Below are 21,404 nucleotides of genomic sequence, written 5' to 3'. Positions count from 1 at the left end.
ATCATAACAATGAATAAACAGGCGCTGTCCCTGCCGTTCGCCGCATGTATTCTTTCCCTGGCTTGCTCTCACGCTTTGGCAGCCCCTTCTCCCTACTCCACCATGTTGGTATTTGGCGATAGCCTGAGCGATTCAGGGCAATACCCTGACCTTACCGGCCCAAATCTCTCAGGTTTGCGTTTCACCAACCGCACCGGCCCAACGTTTCAAGACGGCAGTGGCGAGGCCTATGGACCGGTTTCGACCACGTTGCTCGGTGTGAAGCTCGGTATCGCGCCCCGCGACCTCTTGCCATCCACCTCACCGGTCAACGCCCTCCTCGGTTTAAAGGACGGTAATAACTATGCCGTCGGGGGTTATCGAACGGACCAGATTTATGACTCGATCACTTACACCTCTGAAGTGGCGATTCCTGATGACCAGCCCGGCGGCGGCACGGTATTGCGCAGCAAGGACGGTTACTTGGTGGCGAACAACTTCCGCGCCGACCCCAACGCGCTGTATTTCCTGTCCGGTGGCGGCAACGACTTTTTTCAAGGACTGGTCGTCGATGCCACCTCCGCAGGCGTTTCGGCAGACCAACTGGCGAACAGTGCCCAGGCCCTGCAGCAAGCGGGCGCGCGTTACATCATGGTCTGGCTGTTACCTGACCTTGGCTTGACACCCGCGTCGTTTGGCACGCCAGCGCAAACGCCCAGCTCTCAGTTGAGTGCCGCGTTCAACTCCGAACTGGTTAATCGCCTGTCCCAGATCAACGCCGAAATAATCCCGCTGAACATTCCGCTGCTGATTCAGGAAACCTTGGCCAACCCTGCACGGTTCGGCCTAGATGCCAGCCAGAACCTGGTTGGCACCTGCTTCAACGGTGATGGTTGTACGGAGAACTTGGCCCACGGCCTAGACAGCGCAACACCTGATCCCACCAAGCTGTTGTTCAACGACAGCGTGCACCCGACGATTGCCGGGCAGCAGTTGATCGCCGATTACGCCTATTCGTTACTGTCTGCGCCGTGGGAAATAAGCCTGCTGCCGGAGATGGCCCTCGGAACGTTGAATGCCCATCAAGATGAACTGCGCAGCCAGTGGTTGGCCGACGAGGGTAACTGGCAAACCGTTGGGCAATGGCGCGCCATCGTTGCCGCTGGCGGTGAGCGCATGAACTTCGACGACCAGAACAGCGCCGCCAGTGCAAACGGTCATGGTTACAACTTGACCGTCGGTGGCAGCTATCGATTTGCCGACGATTGGCGTGCGGGGGTTGCGGCAGGCTTCTACCGGCAACGGCTGGAAGCAGGCCCCCGAGATTCCGACTATTCACTCAACAGCTATTTAGCCACTGCGTTCCTGCAATACCACGCCACCCACCTGTGGGCAGACGCAGCGCTGACCGGCGGCAAACTCGACTATCAGGACGCCAACCGTAAGTTCGCACTGGGCGTAGCCGAAGGCGAAGAGAAAGGCGATACCGATGGCAAGTTGTGGGCGTTCAGTGCTCGCTTGGGTTTCGACCTCGCCCACGTCAGTAGCGCTTGGCACTTGTCGCCGTTCATCAGCGCCGACTATGCCCATGTCGTAGTGAATGGCTATTCGGAAGACAGCGACCGCTCTACAGCGCTGACCTTCGATGATCAGCGACGCAATTCCCGGCGTCTCGGTGCAGGGCTTCAAGGCAAGGTTCAGGTAACGTCGTCGACACAACTGTTTGCTGAAGCAGCCCATGAACACGAGTTCGCCAATAATCAGCAGGACGTGACCATCGCGCTCAACAGCCTGCCAAACATCGACTTCACGCTGAACGGTTACAAACCAGAAAGCAGCATCAACCGCGCCAGTCTTGGCATTAGCCAGAAGCTGACTCAGGAGGTGTCATTGAGGGCGAATTACAACTGGCGCAAGGCCGACGACGTGACCCAGCAAGGGGTTGGTTTGGCGGTGAGTGTGGACTTTTAACAGAGAGGATTTCAGCCTTTGGGACCGAATTTATTCGGGAAACAGGCGGCGTGGTCCGTGTGACCCGCCGCGTTGTTGCTTTCCCGAATGAATTCGGTTCCACAGGGAATTGGGGTATTAAGGCTCCTGCTCAGCCAACGCTACGGCGCGGAACATCGCCCGGCGTTTGTTGAGGGTTTCTTCCCATTCAAGCCTTGGCACTGAGTCGGCAACGATACCGCCCCCAGCCTGAACGTGCAGTTCGCCGTTTTTGATCACTGCCGTGCGGATCGCAATGGCGGTGTCCATATTGCCGTTCCACGCGAGATAACCTACGGCGCCGCCGTACACTCCACGTTTTACCGGCTCAAGTTCGTCGATGATCTCCATGGCACGGATTTTCGACGCACCGGACAAAGTTCCCGCAGGCAGAATCGCGCGCAGAGCGTCCATTGCCGTCAGACCACTTTTCAGCTGCCCGGTCACGTTGGAGACGATGTGCATAACGTTGGAATAACGCTCGATGACCATCTTTTCGGTCAGCTTGACCGAGCCGATTTCCGACACCCGACCGGTATCGTTGCGCCCCAAGTCGATCAGCATCAGATGCTCGGCGATCTCCTTGTGGTCAGACAGCAGGTCCAGCTCCAGCGCCAGATCTTCTTCTTCGTTGGCGCCGCGCGGGCGCGTGCCAGCAATCGGGCGAACGGTGATCAGATTATCTTCGACCCGCACCAGCACTTCCGGCGAACTGCCCACCACGTGGAAGTCACCGAAGTTGAAGAAGTACATGTACGGCGTTGGGTTGAAGCAGCGTAACGCACGATACAAATCAATCGGCGCCGCTTTGAAATCAATCGACATGCGCTGTGACGGAACCACTTGCATCACGTCACCGGCAAGGATGTATTCCTTGATGGTATCCACTGCCCGCTCGTAATCCGCTTGGGTAAAACTGGAGCGGAAGATCGGGTCTGGCGCTTGCGGGCGGGTCAGGTCCAGCCCGCGACGGGGCGTGATCGGCTGACGAAGTTTTTCCATCAGCTCTTCAAGGCGCGCCTGACCGTTTTCGTAAGCGTTGGCCTCAGCCGGATCGACCAACACAATCGCGTGCATCTTGCCCGCCAGGTTGTCGAACACCACCACGGCGTCGGACACCATCAGCAAGATATCCGGTACCCCCAATGGGTCCGGGTTCGGGCATTTGCCCAGGCGTTTCTCGACATAGCGCACGCAGTCGTAGCCGAAATATCCCACTAACCCGCCGTTGAAACGCGGCAGTCCGGGGATAGTTGGTACGTTGTAGCGCGCCTTGAACTCTTCGACAAAGGCCAGCGGGTCTTCGCTTTCCAAGTGTTCGATTTCAACACCGTCCAGGGTCACGCTGATCTGTTCTTCGTGAACACGCATCACCGTACGGCATGGCAAGCCGATGATGGAATAGCGCCCCCACTTCTCGCCGCCTTGTACGGACTCCAGTAAGTAGGAGTTTGGCTGGTCGGCCAGTTTCAGGTAGATCGACAGCGGGGTGTCGAAGTCGGCAAGGGTTTCGTAGGCAAGCGGGATACGGTTGTAACCGGCAGCAGCCAAACGCAGGAATTCTTCGCGGATCATGATCAGCCTCGTGGCTTGAGGTAAACGGTCAGGTGTGCAAACGCGCCGGGGAGCCGGCCAGAATCAAGTCAGACGCGCCAACGCCAACGGGCCAGAGCCTTGATGACTTTCATCCAGAGTTTGCAGGTAACCACCACGATGGAATCTCTTTTAGGGGGGCAATTGAGGTCGGCCAACGTTAGCTCAGCCGCCGGATCTAAGCAACCGGGGAGCAGCTTGCGCAGGTCGTCGATGACCAACGCCGGCAATTCTTCTTCAATAGGCCGGCCGTGGTTGTAGCCATAACTTAGTGCTACACACGCAACGCCAGCCGCTTTCGCCGCCAGCACATCGTTGCGCGAGTCGCCGACAAACAGCGATTGGGAAGCCGGAACACCGGCCATCTTCATCACGAAAAACAAGGCCGCCGGATCAGGCTTCTGTTGTGGCATGGTGTCACCGCCAATGATCCAGCGGAAAAAACGCCCCAATTTCAGCTCGTCCAACAGGGGCGCGACGAAGCGCTCCGGCTTATTGGTGATCAGGGCCATCTCAACACCCTGCTTCTGCATCCACTTCAAGGTCTCGCGTACGCCGGGGTAAACCCTTGTCAGCGCATGACTGCCGGCATAGACCTCCATGAAAATCGCCAACGCAGCCTCGGTGTCGGCTTCACTGACGGCCGAATGGTCAAAATCATTGGCCAGCGCCCGGCGTACCAATACCCGCGCGCCGTTACCGATCCAGACTCGCACCGATTCGATACCGACCGGGGAACGTCCCAACGTGAGCAGCATGCTATCGACGGCGGCGGCCAAGTCGGGCACTGAATCGACCAACGTTCCATCCAGGTCGAACATTACCAACTTGGGCAAACGGCCGGGAAACAGCTGCTCGAAGCCACTCATGGACGAGCCAACGCCAATTCTGCACGCATTTTCTGAATGACTTCCTTGTAATCCGGAGCATTGAAAATCGCTGAACCGGCTACGAAAGTGTCAGCACCGGCAACGGCGATTTCCCGAATGTTATTCACGTTCACACCACCATCGATTTCCAGGCGAATGTCATACCCCGACGCCTCAATCAACGCCCGCGCTTCACGGAGTTTGTTTAGGGTGCCGGGAATGAACTTCTGCCCGCCAAAACCTGGGTTGACGCTCATGAGCAAGATCATGTCGACCTTGTCCATCACGTACTCAAGCAGGTTAAGCGGCGTGGCCGGATTGAACACCAGCCCCGCCTTGCAGCCACCTTCACGAATCAACTGCAATGAGCGGTCTATGTGCAGCGTGGCTTCTGGGTGAAAGGTAATGTACGTGGCGCCGGCTTCAATGAAGTCGCCAATGATGCGATCGACCGGGCTGACCATCAAATGCACATCAATCGGCGCAGTGATGCCGTACTTGCGCAGCGCGGTACACACCATTGGCCCGATGGTCAGGTTCGGCACGTAGTGATTGTCCATCACATCAAAGTGCACGGTGTCGGCGCCAGCGGCTAAAACAGCGTCCACTTCCTGGCCCAGGCGGGCGAAGTCGGCGGAGAGAATCGAAGGAGCAATAACGAAGGGCTGCATGACGCACCTTTTGAGCATAATCACGGTGGCGCGCATTGTACCTCATGAGTGATCGCCGGCACCTGAAGCAGTGCAAGAGCCGATGAATGCACTATCGACACGCGCTTATCTGTTGGGAGTCGCTCCACAGGAGCAAGCGAATGGTACGGAGGATAGAAACCGCTTTCTTGGCCTTTTCGCTGTAGCCGTATCCTTTAAGCAATTACCCACGGGTAAGCGGGAATTGCCCTACGCGACTGGTCGGTTGCGGACTATATATATCTATTTTTTGCTACTGGACACTCGTCGGGCCTCTCCCCCATGAAGACCGGCCCATGTCCAATATTCCAAAAACCAGCGTCAGTGAACTCTTCCAATTCCCGATCCGCAAGGCGGATGGCAAACCCTTTGCTGACGCCGAGCAACTGCATCAACTGTTGGAGAAAGAAACGTCGGGGTTCTACTTATTGAGCAAAAGCGGCTTCTGGCACGGCGGTATTCATATCAGCAATGAAAGCGCCCCGCACTGCGTCCACAACGAACCGGTGCGCTGCATCGCCGACGGTGAAGTGGTCGCTTACCGCTTGAATGCCGACTACCTCGATTCCCAGTTCGAACAGGACGCAAGTTGCCTGCAACTGAAATACTCCACCTCGTTTTGCTTGGTCCGCCACACTTATCAGTCACCGCCCAATCCCGAAGAAGGGCCCGACCACGGCAAGCAAAACAGCCTGACCTTTTACAGCCTGTACATGCACCTGCTGCCCTTTGAGCGCTATCCGAATGATGACCCGACCTACGCCAACCGCGTGCAAGTCGGTTTCGGCGACCGCGCAGCCCGCAATGTGCCCTTGGGTGAACCCGGCAGTAAAAAGATCGGGGTGATCCTCGCTGGCAGCGTGTTCGACATTCTTGAAGAGCGAGAAGGCGCCGAAGGCTATCGCTTTGCCAAAGGCCGCCTTGTCTGGGCACCACCCGACGGTCCATTCAAACCCGGTGCAGAACTCTGGTTCGCCAGCCACCAACACGGGCAACCCATCACCCCAGATAACTGTCGGTTGCTGTTGGCCAAGGTGCTGCCACCTGCGCGAGCCCGACCTGTGTATTGGCAAGGCATGGTTGAAGCCCGCGTGCGGCAGTTCCACGGGTTGGACATGCATCGCGCGCCTGAGAATAACGAACCGGGCGCCAGCTACGGCGTGCGGGAACAGTTACCCTCGGGCTATACCTTTCGTTTTGATAACGCACACACCGTGTTGGTCAACGCACCGGATGGCACCCGACGGCCCATGGCGCGCTGCACCATTGCCCCGACCACCATCAGAGGCGAGCCTCTCATTCAAGCGTTTTGGGCCTACGTGGATGAGATTGAGCTGGAGTTTCCGCGCACTGAGCCGGTCGGTCTGGACAGCGTTATCGTTCCCGAAAAACCGATCCCGATCAAAGCTGGCGCCCCGGTGGGCTACCTTGGGTTGTACGAAACACCCGCCGAAACCGGCAAGACATCCAAACACCAAGTGCATTTGGAAGTCTTCACCTGCGACCCGAACCTCGACGCTTTTCTCAGCAACGAAGCCGGTCTCAAACACGGCAAGCAATACCTCCACGTACCCAAACTGCAACCGGACATCGTGGCCCAAGACACCGAAAGCGAGCTCCGGAGATTTCTGTTTCAAGACCATGTGTTTGACCTGAACAAGTTGCCGGTCGTAAAAGACAAAGACGGCGCCCTGGCCTACAAGATTAACGTCCAGGAAAAGGTCCCTACCCCCAAAGCGCCGATCCGTAATTTTGAAGCATTGATCAGTAAACAAGGAGTACAGGACGGCACAACCAAGGCCCAGATCGTCAGTCAACACGACTTCAAGGCGCTTGGCTTCAAGATCGTTGAGCAAGGTGCCAATAGCTGCAGCCCTTTGATTTCGGGGAAGGTGTGTAATTTCTATAAACACCTGCACGCTTTGGCCGACGTCAATCACGACGGAAACGTCAGCGCTGAAGAACTGCGGCTGACACTGAGAAACCCCGCGTTCAGAAATCGCTGGTCAAAACTCATCACCCACCACCACACCGAATGGCAAACCACCGCCGACGCTGCCAACTGGCAAGCGTTTCGGGACCGTCTGAGTCACGACCCTGAGTGGCTAAGGCATGAGAGTGAGCGGATTAATAATTTGGTGTTTTGGGATGAAGTGGCGGAGAAGGTTGGGCTGCCGGAGGATGGGCGGGTTTCTTATTTTCATCCGGTGGAGTTTGTTGGGTGCCTGCAAAATAGAAAATTGCATCCGGTAATTTCAATAAATAATCGAAATATAGAAATTTCGTTTCTTGATTTTTATGACAACTCAGTAATAGATGAGGAAGATTATATTAATGCTGCAACAAGACTTCGCTGTGAAGTTGAAGCAATAAAAGCTGTAGCCATTACAGAAACAGGCAGCTCAGGTAGCTATTTTATTAATGGGCGTGACGATAAAGTTCCAACAATACTGTTCGAAAGACACTATTTCCATAGGCTCACCGGAGGCCGATTTGGTGAGACGCATCCTGAAATCTCCCAAAAAACAGGGGGAGGATACGGCCGTTTTTCCGCTCAATACGAAAAGTTGCTAAGCGCTTACTCCTTGGATCCGAACGCTGCCCTTAAATCGGCATCTTGGGGGAGGTTTCAGATTATGGGAGATAACCATTTGCGCGCCGGATACTGTACCGTCGAGGCATTCGTAAATGATATGGGATTGTCCGAGAGGAAGCACTTGGAAGCTTTTGTTAACTTTATCTTATCTGACCCTGTACTTTCGGCTGCCATTATTGAAAAGGACTGGTTGAAGTTTGCTAGAAAATATAATGGCGCCAATCAGGTCGGTTATGATGGCAGGATATCGGAAAACTATGAGTTAATTAAAAATGCAAAGTAAATATCATTTGAGCATTTTGACTGCGGGGCTAATATTCTGCTCAGGCACAAACGGATTGGAACAAAAGATATGCACCGGGCAAAGTGTTTCTATATTCCAGTGTGAGATCAGCAATGGAAAGAATTTAGCGTTGTGTGGTGTCTACGATCAATTAGCTGGGCTTCAAGGTCTTCAATATGTATTTGGTAAAGCGAATGATGTGGAGTTGATTTATCCTGTTGGAAAGGTTACGACAGGAGATTTCAAATTTAATTATTATTTTAGATCTGGAGTTGAATACTTAAAGGTTAGCTTCCGCAATGGATCAGTCAAATATAGTATTTTTAGCAATTCGGACCAGAATCAACCTCCGGGCAATAGTTCCGGAATCGAAGTGTTTGACGATCAAAAGCATTCGTCTGAGGTTCAAATTTTATGCAGTAAAATATATGCAAATAAATTGCGAAATCTTTCGAGATTGAAGTGCGATGAAGACGATGCTCTAGGCTGCAACAACTAACCCTGCTACCGAAGGCTAAATCGCCGAATGGTAACCATCGAGCAGGTGGATCGGAGACTACCCACGCCCAACAGCAACATTTATTTGATATTACATGTCCAGATTACGTAATCGCGCTATCAACAATTACAACAGATGGACAGCTGGCGAGGAGGCACGCTCTGAATGGGATAAGCTCCTGCCTACCATCAAAGATATCTTAGTCGACTTCGTGTACCAAGGTTTCACAATAGTATCGAAGATTTGATAACTTATATCGAAAACACCCCTACACTAAAGCAATATAAGCCCGGGCGACAACGGGCTAATTACCTTCGGAAAAATCGAGGAGCCAACTTATAATGCGTATCAAATTATATTTGATCGATGGCGCTTTTTTTTGCAGTGGCGTATCCCGCTTTCGGTTCAGACTTTGAAAGCGAGGCCTGCAAGAATGTAATCAATAGTTGGCAGTTTTGACCTGCGCAGTGGCGAAAAAGACGAGGCCAATAGCAGGCTCAAAGAAAGCTATCAGGAGCTTACAGTCAGAGTTAAATCACAATATAAAAATCATCCGAAATCAAGATTATTTATCAATGATAAAAAATCTCAACTGGCATGGATACCTCTAAAAGACAAAATTGTGCGCTTGGGGGGGTTGAGATAGAGACAGATAGCTAGGCATACAACTGCACCTCAAGAATGAGTGACGAGCGACGATATTACTTGAATGCAATTTCTCCCATGCTGCCGTAGCGTCTATCACCGACCTTGTTAACCGGTTATACGGACGCACCCCCAACACGTTGGCTCCTACAGGGGATCGTGCTTATCTGTAGGAGCCAACGTGGCGAAGGGTCAGTTCAATCACCCACTGTCTCAGGCACCGCACGCACAACCGGCTTCACCACCACCGGCTTGGCATCAACCGCGCCGACATCCTTGGTAAAGGTCTTGTCGTTCTCGCCCTTGAAGAAGTTTTTACCGTAAATCAGCAGGCACAGCACCACGCCGATGGCGAAGGCCCAACTGGCGCCTTTGACTGCCAACACCGCGCCGATTACCCCGGCTATCCCGAGGTCACGCTGGCTGCGGGCTTCGAGGATGCCCAGACGCACGCTGACATAACCTTGAATCAACAAGGTCAGCGCCAGCGCCACGCCCAAAATGGGTTGCACCAGTGTCACCACCGGCAGCAACAACAGACCAGTATTGGTCCCCCAGCGAAAGGAGCCGACGCCGCCGTAAATCGACTTCATCGCCTTCGGCCCACCTTTGAAACGCTCGATCACCACCACCAACATGGCCGCCCATTTCGGCCCGCACATGGCCACGTCTGGACCGAATACGCTCATCAACGCGTTACGCGCTCCGAATATCAGGTGCGCACGGTCGGGGTTGTAGTCCACGTTTTCATCGGTTCGAATCTGCTGCGCTTCGTCGAGCAGCACCTTGGCGCTGAGCACGTCGCCGAAAACGATGATGTACACCGCCAACATGGTCGGGAACGCGGTAATGAACATCGACAGCGGCGGCATACCCAAGCCAAAGATCGTGTAGTTATTCCACAGCCCCATGAAGTCAGGTTTGCTGAAGCCCCACTGAATGGTCGGCCATGGCGCTTCATGGAACAGCGGCGCGATGACCACCGCCAGCAAGATGATCGGCAAAATGCCGAGCTTGGCGAAATTCCACCAGAGTTTGTTGCGCAGTTTCAGCGCTTGGAAGTGCTGGGAGAAGATCAGGTAGAACGCGATACCGATGGTGATCGAGATAGTCCACGGCAGTACGTCGAACTTGCCGCCGACCTGAAACACCGCGCTGACCGCGCTCAAACCGGCGCCCATGATGATCCCGGATTTGATCGCCGAGGGCACGTAAGCCACCACCTTCTTCGCCATCCCTGTTGCCCCTAGGGCGATGGAAAACACCCCGAGCATCATCTGAAACGCAATCAATGCGTGCACACGCTCGGGCCCCATCGGGAAATGCGCGCAATAAGCCATCAACAACGGCACCGCTGGCGTGATCCAGCCGGGCACGGTCGGGTCACCCAATAGATGGTGAGTGAGGTACAGCAGCCCATTGAGCATGACCACCGCCAACGCCACTTCAAAAGGCATGCCCAGCAGTTCGGTCATCAGCGGGATGGCTGCCAAGTCCACCGCGCACATCAACAAGCCTTGGAGGTAGTCCGGCATCTCGAAGTTGTAGTGAATGAACGGCAAACGCACTTTGAACGGACCCAGCGGGATGTACGGGCTTTCGAGACCCGGTTCGGAAAGGTTGGACATGAACGGCACCTGTCTTATTGGTTTTAGTTGCGGTGTACGGCAGACGCCCGAAGCCAAGGGCTCGGGCGTCATTCGGGCGATCACTCAGTAAGCGGCGCGGTAGATTTTTTCGATGTCGGCGGCGGTGAGTTTGCGAGGGTTATTGCGCATCAACCGGTCGATTTTGCTGGCTTCTTCAGCCATGGCTGGAATGGCGTCTTCTGGCACATTGAAGGCGCGCATCCCAGATGGAATGTCCACGGCGATGCACAAATCGGTCATGGCCTGAACAGCTTGATCGGCGGCGTCTTTGTCGCTGAGGTGCGCCGTCCGCACGCCCATGGCTTCGGCGATATCGCGGAAGCGTTCGACGCAGGCCATCTTGTTCCAAGCCATGACGTACGGCAGCAACAAGGCATTGCTGACGCCGTGGGCAATGTTGAAACGCCCGCCCAACGGATACGCCAGCGCATGCACCGCGCCGACACCGGCATTACCAAATGCCATGCCGGCCATCAGGCTGGCGGTGGCCATGTCTTCGCGGGCGGCCAGGTTGGTCGGGTTGGCGTAAGCCTTGGGCAGCGCCTTGGCGATCAGCTTGATCGCACCAATGGCCAGCGCGTCAGTAATCGCCGAGCTGTTGACCGATAAATACGATTCGATAGCGTGGACCAACGCATCAACACCGCTGGCCGCCGTCACGCTACGAGGGCAGCTCAGGGTCATGATCGGGCTGACCAACGCGACGTCCGGCAGCAAGTAATCGCTGACGATGCCTTTTTTCAACTGCGCTTGTTTGTCCGAGAAGATCGCCACGTTGGTCACTTCAGAACCGGTGCCGGCCGTGGTCGGAATCGCAATCAGCGGCGGGCCTTTGCGCTTGACTTGATCGACGCCGAACAGCTCGGTCAACGGTCCATCGTGGTTGGCAAAGGCTGCGACGCCCTTGGCGATATCAATGGCGCTGCCGCCGCCGATGCCGATCAAGCCGTCATGGCCGCCTTCGCGGTAAGCGCGAGTGCAGTCTTCAACGATGGAGATTTCCGGCTCGGGTTTGACCTGATCGAAAATGCCGTAGCGGCGGTCGCCAAGGTGGGCGAGAGCCAAATCGACAGTACCCGATTTAACCAAGATGGCATCGGTAACGATCAGCGGGTTGTTGATATTCAAGCGGGTCAGCTCAGCGGCCAGTTGCTCAATAGCAGCGGGACCGGTGATCAGTTTGTTGGCGATTTTGAACGCAGAGATACTCATCGGCTCGTCCTTTATTAGTTGTTTTGCGCGAGGGCGTGCCGGATGAATTGCGAAAGCTGTGCCAAAACCCGCAGAACCCCGCAGGACAAGGGTTCGCGCAAATAACAGACCACCAGAAAGGACGACAGCGATTAGCTTTCTAATCGCTAAAAGGGCCGTTGATTGGAATTCTAATCAGAACGTTCCCAACGCTTCATCTTCTGCACCACGGTTGCCTGGCTGACGCCCAGTGCTTTAGCGGCTTGCCGCGTGGTCTTGTGTACTTGCAGCGCGGTACGAATGGCGGCGCGCTCGGCATTTTCCAGCACCTTTCGCAGTGGAAGGCGGCTGTCATCGGTGTGCAGGGGATTGAGGTTGAGGATTTCTTCGGGCAAGTCCAGTGCTTCGATGATATCGGCATGACTGGTAACCACCAGGCGTTCGACGATATTGATCAGCTCCCGAATATTTCCCGGCCATGCGTAATCGCATAGCACATCGAAGGCTTCGAGGCTCAATTGCACCTGCCGCTGATAACGGGCGTTAAAACTGTCCAGGTAGTAATGCAACAGCGGTGCAACTTCTTCACTGCGCTCGCGCAACGCCGGAATCACAATGGGCACTACGTTGAGCCGGTAATACAAATCGGCCCGGAAGCGCCCTTCTGCTACCAGTTGTTTGAGGTCGTGATGGGTGGCGCTGATGATGCGAACGTCCACTTCCTTGAGCTCCAGACCGCCCACCGGGATAAAGCGATTCTCTTCGATCACCTTGAGCAGTTTGACCTGCACCGCGAGCGGTAAATCGCCAATCTCATCGAGAAACAAGGTGCCGTGGTGGGCTAATTCCAGCAAACCGCGCTTGCCCTTGGGACCAGCGCCGGTGAACGCACCGGGGGCGTAACCGAACAGTTCGGCTTCGATCAGGTTTTCCGGCAACGCACCACAGTTCAGCGCCAAGAACGGCTCTTTGGCGCGGTCGCTGGCGTTGTGGATAAAGTGTGCGACCAAGGTTTTACCAACGCCGGTTTCGCCTTGAAGCAACACCTTTACCGAACTGTTGGCGACTTGCCGGGCCAAGGCGAAAACTCTGCCGGACACTTCTTGATCGGCCATCAGCGGCGAGTGCAGCAGGTTATCGCGCTGACCGGCGTGAAGTTTGGCGGTGCTGTTACGTAGTTGCTTGAGCTGTTGCAGCTCCTCGCGCTCGTGCTTCATACGCAGCAATTCGGTCATGTCCCGCACCGTACTGACGACATAGCGAATGCTTTGGTCTGCGGCGAGAATCGGCGTGGCGCTTACAAGCAATTTCTTGCCCTGATGCAGGCTTTGCATCACCGACATCGGCTTGCCTTCCTGCAACACGCGCAGTGACGCCGACTGGGAAATCACCCCTTCCTTGACCAGCTCCTGCATCGGTCGACCAATCAAGTCCGCGCTGTTGAGACCTGTCAAACGCTCGTAGGCCTTATTGACCTTCAGCGTCTTGCCGTCGCCGTCCGTGATGTAGACACCATCGTGCAACGCATTGAGCAGCTCTTCGAAACTGGCGTCGTTGACGTTCACCTGAGGCTCCATGGCGCGGACGGAAAGGTGAGGATGTTACCTCAACCTTTCGCCAACAACTTGGCTTCTACAGAGGCGAAGCGTTTATACAACGACGACTCAAACCTCCTGCGTCCTCATTTTCTCACTGCGACCACGCAGCCATTCCAGCACCAGCAACAGCACCACCGAGAACGCAATCAGCAGCGTAGCAGCAGCGGCAATCGTCGGGCTGAGGTTTTCGCGGATGCCGCTGAACATTTGCCGAGGCAAGGTGGCTTGTTCGGGACCGGCGAGAAATAGCGTGACCACCACTTCATCGAACGAGGTCGCGAACGCAAACAATGCCCCGGAAATCACCCCCGGCGCGATCAATGGCAAGGTCACGCGACGGAACGCCGTCAACGGTGAGGCGCCCAGACTCGCGGCGGCTCGTACCAGATTATGGTTAAACCCCTGCAAGGTCGCCGACACCGTAATGATCACGAACGGGACACCCAATACGGCGTGGACCAAGATCAACGAGATGTAGCTGTTGCCTAAGCCCAGCGGCGCAAAGAACAGATAGCTAGCAACGCCGACAATCACCACCGGCACGACCATCGGCGAAATCACCAGGGCCATGACCAACGCTTTGCCGGGGAAGTTGCCACGGGTTAAACCGATGGCGGCCAAGGTGCCGAAGCCCATGGCCAGAACCGTGGCAGCCGGGGCGACGATCATGCTATTCCTCAGCGAACGCATCCATTCTGCCGAGGTAAAGAAATCCTGATACCAGTGCATGGAAAAGCCTTGCAGTGGATAGACCAGAAAACTTCCAGAGTTGAACGACAGCGGAATGATCACCAGCACCGGCAACACCAGAAACAGCAGCACCAGCCCGCAAAGAATGCGCAGAACGTAAAACCAGATCCGCTCGATGGGCGACGTGTAAGGGCTCAGCATGTTGACTCTCCTCAGCTCAAGCGCATACGGCTGGCGCCGACAAGCCAGCTATAAATCAGATAAAGCACGACGGTCGCCATTAGCAGCAAACCGCCCAGCGCCGTGGCCATGCCCCAGTTAATGCTGGTGTTGGTGTAGAAGGCGACGAAGTAGCTGACCATTTGATCGTTGGGGCTACCGAGCAGTGCCGGGGTGATGTAGTAACCAATCGACAAAATGAACACCAGCAGACAACCCGCGCCAACACCAGCGTAGGTCTGCGGGAAATACACCCGCCAGAAACTGATCATTGGGTGGCAACCCAGGGAGATTGCGGCGCGCATGTAGGTGGGTGAAATACCCTTCATCACGCTGTAAATCGGCAAGATCATGAACGGCAGCATGATGTGCACCATCGAGATGTATACCCCAAGTCGGTTGAACACCAACTCCAGCGGTTTATCGATAATGCCCATAGACATCAACGCGCTGTTGATCAATCCGCTTGATTGCAACAACACGATCCAGGCCGCGACTCGGACCAGAATTGACGTCCAAAACGGTAACAGCACCATGATCATCAGCAGGTTGCTTTGTCTTGATGGCATGTTCGCCAGCAGGTAGGCCAGGGGATAGGCCAACAACAGGCAGACAATGGTGATCACCAGACCCATCCAGAAAGTGCGGGCGAAAATGTCGAGGTAAATCGCTTGATCAGGGGTCGCGGGCGCCACTTCACCGAGGTCATCGATGCGATGGTCAACGGCGGCCAACAAGTAAAAGGGGGTAACACTACTGGTGTTACGACGGATCGCTTGCCAATACGCGGGGTCACCCCAACGCTCATCGATCGCTTCCATCGCGTCTTTATAAGAAGCCGGTTCGGTGGCGAACGGCAAGGCGCGGGACGTTTTGGTCAGCAAGCTGCGATAGCCGGCTAGTTCCATGTTCAGCCGCTTGGACAGATCGCCCAGGGTTTGATTCTTGCGGGCATCCGCCAGGTCGATGCTCAGTGCTTTATATACCGGTTCCGAGGGCAGGCTTTTGCCGTCCCATTGCGCAACGGCGGCAACGGTGTGCGGCATGGCGTTGACGACTTCAGGGTTACCGACGCTCTTGTACAGCAGCGCAACAATCGGCACCAGAAACACCAGCAACAGAAACAGCACCAATGGCGCGATCAATGCCTGAGCCTTCCAGCGATTAACCCGTTCTGCACGAGCCAGACGCTGTTTCAGGGTGGGGCTGGCGCCTTCGGTGAGGGGCACTGCGATGGCCATAACGAACTCCGAAAATCTTTGAACAATGGATGCGGCCCTCCACCTTGCGAGGGAGGGACCGCACCTGGATCTAACTCAACGCAAACTGCTTACTTGGCAGCCCACGCAGTGAAACGCTGCTCCAGTTGCTCACCGTTGTCAGCCCAGAAGGCGACGTTGATTTGCACTTGGTCCTTGATGTTTTCCGGGGTGGTCGGCATATCTTTCAGAATGCCTTTGTCCAACAGCGGTACGGCGGTGGTGTTGGCCGGGCCGTAGGCAATGTTTTCGGAAAAGGTCTTCTGCTGTTCCGGGCTAAGCGAGTAAGCGAGGAACTTTCTTGCCGCATCGGCACGGGATTTCTCCAGGCCTTTTGGAATCGCCCATGAATCGAAATCGTAGACGCCGCCGTTCCACACCACTTTCAGGTTGCTTTCTTTTTGCACTGCAGCGATACGGCCGTTGTAGGCCGAGCTCATGACCACGTCACCCGACTTGAGGAACTGTGGCGGTTGAGCGCCGGCTTCCCACCATTGGATGGAAGGCTTGAGTTCGTCGAGCTTTTTGAACGCGCGGTCCTGACCGTCTTTACCAGCCAGCACTTTGTAGACGTCTTTCGGTGCAACACCGTCTGCCATCAGAGCGAATTCAAGGGTGTACTTGGCGCCCTTACGCAGGCCACGCTTGCCTGGGAATTTCTTGGTGTCCCAGAAATCGGCCCAGCTGGTTGGCGCGGTGGTCAGTTTGTCAGCGTTGTAAGCCAACACGGTAGACCATACGAAGAAGCCTACGCCGCAGGTCTGAATAGCGCCTGGCACGTAGTCTGATTTCTTGCCTGGAAGGCTGGCCGGATCGATATCTTCGTACAAGCCTTCGTCACAACCAAGCGACAGCTCAGGCGATTCGACTTCTACCAAGTCCCAGGACACACTTTTGGTGTCGACCATGGTTTTGATCTTGGCCTGCTCGCCGTTGTATTCACCCGCAATGATCTTGCCGTTACCGGCCTTTTCCCACGGAGCGTAGAAGGCTTTTACCTGGGCGTCCTTGTTGGCACCACCAAAGGAAATAACGGTCAGATCCGGTCCTGCCGCCATGGCATTGGCCGCGCACATCATGCCTAGCGTAATAGCGGTGAACTTCAAAGATTTAAGCATTTATTGTTCTCTCCACAGTGTGCAGTGTTGGTTATACCTGGGGCGATTCATTCGCCTCTGACAGTTAAAGCGCTTCCAGCAAAGGATCGAGTGCGCGAACGTGCTCGATCTGCCATCCAATTGGCACAACATCGCCCACAGTCAGCCCCGGATCGAGTTCCGCGACTGGCTGCTTAACGAAGAAGTCTGTTTTTCCTGCAACTTCCAAACGCACACGAACGTGGTCGCCCAGATAAATGAATTCCGCGACGCGGCCAGAGAATCGGTTTACGCAGTTTTCACTGTGGCCGTTCACGCGGACACGCTCAGGGCGCACCGACAAGGTCACCGGATCACCGATTTCGCCGACATTGACCGCCAACGCTTCGACCTTCTCGCCACGGGCCAGGGTCACGACGCAGCGATCACCGGAACGGCTGACCAAGTGGCCGTTGAGCCGATTGTTTTCGCCAATGAAGTTAGCAACAAAAGTGTTTTTCGGCTCTTCATAGAGCGTGCGGGGCGGTGCGATTTGCTGGATTTCACCCTGATGGAATACCGCCACCCGGTCCGACATGGTCAGCGCTTCGCCTTGGTCGTGGGTCACGTAAACCACGGTGACGCCGAGACGCTGGTGAAGGTGCTTGATTTCCATCTGCATGTGTTCACGCAGTTGCTTATCCAAGGCACCCAACGGCTCATCCATCAGCACCAACTGCGGTTCAAACACCAACGCACGGGCCAACGCGACACGCTGTTGTTGACCACCGGAAAGCTGCGCCGGGTAACGATGGGCGAAGGCGTCGAGTTGGACCATGCTCAAGGCGCGCTTGACCCGATCACTCAGATCAGACTTGTTAAATCCACGCACCGACAACGGGAACGCGAGGTTCTCCGAAACCGTCATGTGTGGAAACAGCGCGTAGTTCTGGAACACCATGCCGATGTCGCGTTTGTGTGGCGGAACGTTGTTGATCGCACGCCCCGCCAGTTTGATTTCGCCCGCAGTGGGCGTTTCAAAACCAGCCAACATCATCAGGCTGGTGGTTTTGCCGGACCCGGAAGGCCCGAGCAGCGTGAGGAACTCGCCTTTACGAATTTCCAGATTGAGGTCTTTGACGATCAGGTTTTCGCCGTCGTAGCTTTTCTGTACTCCACGGAAGCTGACCAGAACATCACTCAACCCAGCGCTTGAATCGACGTCGCTCATTACCCACACCTTTGTTTTGTCTGCCGTGGGTCAAGACTAGATCAGGCTGTAGTTCCGGCAAATCGGCGAGCAAGAGAGATTGCTGTAGGGATTGCCCTACAGTGATGGCGCAAATAAGCATGTCTACTCGCGGGCACCTGTAGGAGCCAACTTGTTGGCGAGTGTTTAGCCTTGTCTCAGGCAGGTCCTCTCGCAAACAAGTTAACTCCTGCAGAAAAGCGCTAGCACCTTTAAGGGTCGTTTTTAGACATGCCCCCCAGTTACAACAACTTATGCTCCAGCGCATATTTCACCAAATCAGCCAACGACGTGATGTGCAGCTTCTGCATCAACCGCGCTTTGTGGGTGCTGATGGTTTTGCTGCTCAGGGCCAGTTGCTGGGCGATGTCATTGACGTTGGCGCCTTGGGCTAAACGTTCGAACACTGAGAACTCGCGCTCCGACAATAACGAGTGCAACGGTCGGTTATCGGTCAGGCCGACTTCGAAGACCATGCGGTCCGCAAGGTCTGGATCGATGTATCGCCCACCGGCAGCGACCCGGCGAATGGCCGTCAGCAGCAACGCGGGGTCGCTGTCTTTGGTGGCATAACCGGCAGCACCAACTTTCAGTGCTCGCGCCGCCATCTGTGCTTCATCGTGCATCGACAGCACCAAAATCGCCGGCGGATTGTTGAGCGCACGGATCCGTGGGATGGCTTCGAGGCCGTTGACGCCGGGCATTGAAATATCCAGCAGCACCACTTCGCATTCCACATGGCGCAAAGCTTCCAACAACTGTTCGCCGTTGCTGGCCTCGCCCACGACCACCAAGTCCTTCGCCAACCCGATCAGCTGTTTGAGCCCTTCGCGGACGATGGCATGGTCTTCGGCTACTAATACACGGATCACTGTTCTCGCTCCTGCCCAACGGTTTTAGATAATTCAACGGCCAGCGGAATATAGGCGCGCAAGGTTGTGCCCTCACCCGACTCGCTCTCTAGCTGCAATGTGCCGCCCAGCATCAGCACCCGCTCTCGCATACCCACCACGCCAAACGAGGTCGGCCTACCCTGCTCAGGTACAAAACCGCGCCCATCGTCGGCGACGGTCATGCACAACACGCCATCTTCCAGCGTCAGGCTCAGCTCAACCGTGTGTGCCTCGGCATGTCGCATCACGTTCGTCAGCGCTTCCTGAAGAATACGAAACAAGCCGATGGCCTTGGCATCGCTCAGCGCCGGCAGGTTGTCCGGGACCTCTACCAGGCAGGGAATCTGGGTTCGGGCTTCGAACCGTCGCGCTTGCCACTCAATGGCTGACGCGATGCCTGCGTCGAGAATCGGCGGACGCAATGCGGTGGCCACGTCGCGCACCAACTGGAACAGCTGGGATATCAGCCGCTTCATGCTGTTCAGTCGGTCATGCAGGCCAGGATCAAGGTCAGCGTAGGCCAATTCGCACATGGAGGTTTCCAGCTTGAGCACGGTCAGCATCTGCCCGAGCTCGTCATGCACTTCACGGGCAATCCTCGCCTTCTCTTCTTCGCGCACACTTTCCAAGTGCGCCGACAACTCGCGCAACTGCTCGCGGGAGCTGGCCAACTGCAACTCGATAAGCTTGCTGTCGGTAATGTCCCAAACAATGCCATCCCACACCATCCGGTCATCGTCCAGGCGGCGAGCGATGGCCTTGATTTCCGCCCAACGCTCGTCACCCTCCCGGGTCAGAATCCGCCCCTGCCAGGACCAATCGCTGTCGCTGTCCAAGGATTGATCTTGCACCACGTGGTAACCGACCCGGTCATCGGGGTGCACCAAACTGCGCAATCCCATGCTTGGGTCACGCAATGCAGCGGGTGCATAACCCACTAGGGTTTCACTGCCCTCGCTAATGTAGGCGAATTCCGGTTCGCCGCCGACTTGAGCGCGCTCCAGGCGAAATACCAGCCCCGGCACGTTAGCCGCGATGCCCTGCAACCGAGCTTCGCTTTCCTGCAGCGCCGCCACGGCACGTCGTCGATCGGTGACATCGGTGAGGAATACGACCAAATATTCGGCGTCCCTGAAGCGCATAAAGCTGAGAGAGACATCAACCGGCAAAAAGCTGCCGTCGGCGCAGATGCAGTTGGTTTCAAAGCTCTGCGGGCTTTCTTCGGTGGAGCGAGCGCGCTTCCACAGGTTCAGCCAACGGTCCATGTGTAGACCGGGTTCGAAATCGATCAGCGGCCGATCAACAACTCCGCCCACGGCATACCCCAGCATCGCCTCGGCGGCATGATTGGCGTAGCGCACATGGCTGTCCCAATTGACCCAAAGAATGCCAACGGTGCTTTGGTCGATGGAAAACTGCGTCAAGCGAAGGGCTTTTTCGCTGGCTTGACGCCGTGCGATGTCTTCACGGGCGGCGCCAAGGCTGTGCTCCAATGCGTGTTGCTGACGACGCTGCCAGATGACAATCGCAAAGCAGGCGAGGAACAGGACGGTTACCAGCAACGTCAGGTTTTGCCAAAAGCCGGGAGACTCGCTCAACCGTGGGTATTTAGGCTGCATCCAGCGCGAGTGAAGTTGTTCAAGGTCACGGGCTGGGATCGCATGCAGGGCGGCCGTAACAATGCCCGCCAACTCTGGCCAGTCTTTACGCGACGCGACGCGCAACAACTGGGGCAAGCCAATGTCACCCACCACCGCGAGCCCGATAAAATCCGGTTCGACTGACAGCCGGCTTAGCTGCGCCTCGTCGACTACGGCGTATTTGGCCTGTTGGCTCAGCAGCAACTGCAACGCTTGACGCTCCTGCGGAACACCCTGCAGGTTGAGATGGGTGTAGGTGCTGCGCAGATAGTCGGCTACCAGGCTGGGCATTCGTACTGCCACCCGATCACGGTTGTCGAGTTTTTCCAGATCGACCCCGCCCCCGCCGCTGCGCTCACCCACGATCAGATTCGGCACGCGCATGTAAGGGTCGGAAAACAGCCACAACCGCAAACCAGCAGGCGTTTGAGTCAAACCGGGCGCCAGATCGACAGCACCTTGTTCGAGCGCAGCATCCAGCGCCGCTTGATCGGGGTAATTGCGCCACAGCAATTCTACCTGCAAGGTTTTTTCCAGCGCCTTCATCAGGTCGACGTTGGCACCGGACAATAACTGCAGTCGTTTATCCACCTGGGCATAGGGCGCTTGCAACACCAGCCCAATGCGCAACTGACCTCGCTGATCGAGCCAGGCACGTTGCTCCGGGCTCAATACCGCAGCGGCCGCAACCGGCGGGGGCGCGGCATGAACCAGAAACGGCAGGCCCGTCATGAGTAGACTCATAACGTAAAAAAAGCGTCGGCCCACCCACCAAGCGCGCATCAATCGAATCATAAA

General features: G+C 55.9%; 15 protein-coding genes. 3 read left to right on the top strand and 12 right to left on the bottom strand.

Annotated features, from left to right (window positions below; all coding sequences use genetic code 11):
• The first annotated feature begins 9 nt into the window (after nt 1–9).
• Nucleotides 10–1,950 (top strand): esterase EstP, encoded by a 1,941-nt coding sequence (estP, locus tag RHM59_RS19150; protein WP_322285219.1) that lies wholly within the window; start codon nt 10–12, stop codon nt 1,948–1,950.
• 117 nt (nt 1,951–2,067) lie between these two features.
• Here the strand turns inward: estP and trpE are convergent, their stop codons facing one another.
• From trpE to rpe, 3 genes are all read right to left on the bottom strand, one after another.
• Nucleotides 2,068–3,543, bottom strand: coding sequence for an anthranilate synthase component I (gene trpE / locus RHM59_RS19145; RefSeq protein WP_322285218.1), 1,476 nt, complete (start codon nt 3,541–3,543; stop codon nt 2,068–2,070).
• A 68-nt stretch (nt 3,544–3,611) separates the two neighbouring features.
• A complete protein-coding gene (locus tag RHM59_RS19140) occupies nt 3,612–4,430 on the bottom strand; it encodes a phosphoglycolate phosphatase (RefSeq protein WP_322166364.1) in 819 nt (272 codons plus the stop codon).
• Complete coding sequence (gene rpe, locus RHM59_RS19135) at nt 4,427–5,101, bottom strand: ribulose-phosphate 3-epimerase (RefSeq protein WP_322285217.1); 675 nt, start codon at nt 5,099–5,101, stop codon at nt 4,427–4,429. Before rpe ends, RHM59_RS19140 begins: the two co-directional genes overlap by 4 nt.
• Before the next feature lie 416 nt (nt 5,102–5,517).
• Here rpe and RHM59_RS19130 point away from each other — a divergent pair, with 416 nt between their 5' ends.
• Both RHM59_RS19130 and RHM59_RS19125 read left to right on the top strand, forming a co-directional pair.
• A complete protein-coding gene (locus tag RHM59_RS19130) occupies nt 5,518–7,998 on the top strand; it encodes an N-acetylmuramidase family protein (protein ID WP_322285216.1) in 2,481 nt (826 codons plus the stop codon).
• Nucleotides 7,988–8,497, top strand: a complete 510-nt coding sequence (locus RHM59_RS19125) for a hypothetical protein (protein WP_322285215.1) — start codon at nt 7,988–7,990, stop codon at nt 8,495–8,497. The genes RHM59_RS19130 and RHM59_RS19125 overlap by 11 nt, the downstream gene beginning before the upstream one ends.
• Before the next feature lie 842 nt (nt 8,498–9,339).
• Here RHM59_RS19125 and RHM59_RS19120 read toward each other — a convergent pair.
• From RHM59_RS19120 to RHM59_RS19080, 9 genes are all read right to left on the bottom strand, one after another.
• On the bottom strand, nt 9,340–10,770 hold the full coding sequence (locus RHM59_RS19120) for a hypothetical protein (protein WP_322166369.1): 1,431 nt from the start codon (nt 10,768–10,770) through the stop codon (nt 9,340–9,342).
• A gap of 84 nt (nt 10,771–10,854) precedes the next feature.
• Nucleotides 10,855–12,003, bottom strand: a complete 1,149-nt coding sequence (locus tag RHM59_RS19115; protein ID WP_322285214.1) for an iron-containing alcohol dehydrogenase — start codon at nt 12,001–12,003, stop codon at nt 10,855–10,857.
• 170 nt (nt 12,004–12,173) lie between these two features.
• Nucleotides 12,174–13,547 carry a sigma-54 interaction domain-containing protein gene (locus RHM59_RS19110; protein ID WP_322285213.1) on the bottom strand — a complete coding sequence of 458 codons (1,374 nt, stop codon included), beginning with the start codon at nt 13,545–13,547 and terminating at the stop codon, nt 12,174–12,176.
• A gap of 99 nt (nt 13,548–13,646) precedes the next feature.
• Nucleotides 13,647–14,471: an ABC transporter permease gene (locus RHM59_RS19105; protein WP_322166373.1), complete on the bottom strand. Its 825-nt coding sequence runs from the start codon at nt 14,469–14,471 to the stop codon at nt 13,647–13,649.
• A gap of 11 nt (nt 14,472–14,482) precedes the next feature.
• The gene (locus RHM59_RS19100; RefSeq protein WP_322166374.1) at nt 14,483–15,730 is read right to left on the bottom strand and encodes an ABC transporter permease; all 1,248 of its coding nucleotides are present in this window, start codon (nt 15,728–15,730) and stop codon (nt 14,483–14,485) included.
• 89 nt (nt 15,731–15,819) lie between these two features.
• Nucleotides 15,820–16,866, bottom strand: a complete 1,047-nt coding sequence (locus tag RHM59_RS19095; RefSeq protein WP_322166375.1) for an ABC transporter substrate-binding protein — start codon at nt 16,864–16,866, stop codon at nt 15,820–15,822.
• 64 nt (nt 16,867–16,930) lie between these two features.
• On the bottom strand, nt 16,931–18,055 hold the full coding sequence (locus RHM59_RS19090) for an ABC transporter ATP-binding protein (RefSeq protein ID WP_322166376.1): 1,125 nt from the start codon (nt 18,053–18,055) through the stop codon (nt 16,931–16,933).
• A 260-nt stretch (nt 18,056–18,315) separates the two neighbouring features.
• A complete protein-coding gene (locus tag RHM59_RS19085; protein ID WP_322166377.1) occupies nt 18,316–18,945 on the bottom strand; it encodes a response regulator transcription factor in 630 nt (209 codons plus the stop codon).
• On the bottom strand, nt 18,942–21,350 hold the full coding sequence (locus tag RHM59_RS19080) for a PAS domain S-box protein (RefSeq protein WP_416195101.1): 2,409 nt from the start codon (nt 21,348–21,350) through the stop codon (nt 18,942–18,944). Before RHM59_RS19080 ends, RHM59_RS19085 begins: the two co-directional genes overlap by 4 nt.
• Nucleotides 21,351–21,404: the final 54 nt, after the last annotated feature.

The organism is Pseudomonas sp. MH10, from assembly GCF_034353045.1.
Classification (GTDB): Bacteria; Pseudomonadota; Gammaproteobacteria; order Pseudomonadales; family Pseudomonadaceae; genus Aquipseudomonas.
This window is presented reverse-complemented; position numbering and strand designations above follow the sequence as displayed.

Excerpts from the sequence above, each read along its gene's own strand:
- RHM59_RS19095 (WP_322166375.1), bottom strand. The coding sequence starts at position 16,866 with ATGCTTAAATCTTTGAAGTTCACCGCTATTACGCTAGGCATGATGTGC.
- RHM59_RS19120 (WP_322166369.1), bottom strand. The coding sequence starts at position 10,770 with ATGTCCAACCTTTCCGAACCGGGTCTCGAAAGCCCGTACATCCCGCTG.
- trpE (WP_322285218.1), bottom strand. The coding sequence starts at position 3,543 with ATGATCCGCGAAGAATTCCTGCGTTTGGCTGCTGCCGGTTACAACCGT.
- RHM59_RS19105 (WP_322166373.1), bottom strand. The coding sequence starts at position 14,471 with ATGCTGAGCCCTTACACGTCGCCCATCGAGCGGATCTGGTTTTACGTT.
- rpe (WP_322285217.1), bottom strand. The coding sequence starts at position 5,101 with ATGCAGCCCTTCGTTATTGCTCCTTCGATTCTCTCCGCCGACTTCGCC.
- RHM59_RS19080 (WP_416195101.1), bottom strand. The coding sequence starts at position 21,350 with ATGAGTCTACTCATGACGGGCCTGCCGTTTCTGGTTCATGCCGCGCCC.
- RHM59_RS19090 (WP_322166376.1), bottom strand. The coding sequence starts at position 18,055 with ATGAGCGACGTCGATTCAAGCGCTGGGTTGAGTGATGTTCTGGTCAGC.
- estP (WP_322285219.1), top strand. The coding sequence starts at position 10 with ATGAATAAACAGGCGCTGTCCCTGCCGTTCGCCGCATGTATTCTTTCC.
- RHM59_RS19140 (WP_322166364.1), bottom strand. The coding sequence starts at position 4,430 with ATGAGTGGCTTCGAGCAGCTGTTTCCCGGCCGTTTGCCCAAGTTGGTA.
- RHM59_RS19125 (WP_322285215.1), top strand. The coding sequence starts at position 7,988 with ATGCAAAGTAAATATCATTTGAGCATTTTGACTGCGGGGCTAATATTC.
- RHM59_RS19100 (WP_322166374.1), bottom strand. The coding sequence starts at position 15,730 with ATGGCCATCGCAGTGCCCCTCACCGAAGGCGCCAGCCCCACCCTGAAA.
- RHM59_RS19115 (WP_322285214.1), bottom strand. The coding sequence starts at position 12,003 with ATGAGTATCTCTGCGTTCAAAATCGCCAACAAACTGATCACCGGTCCC.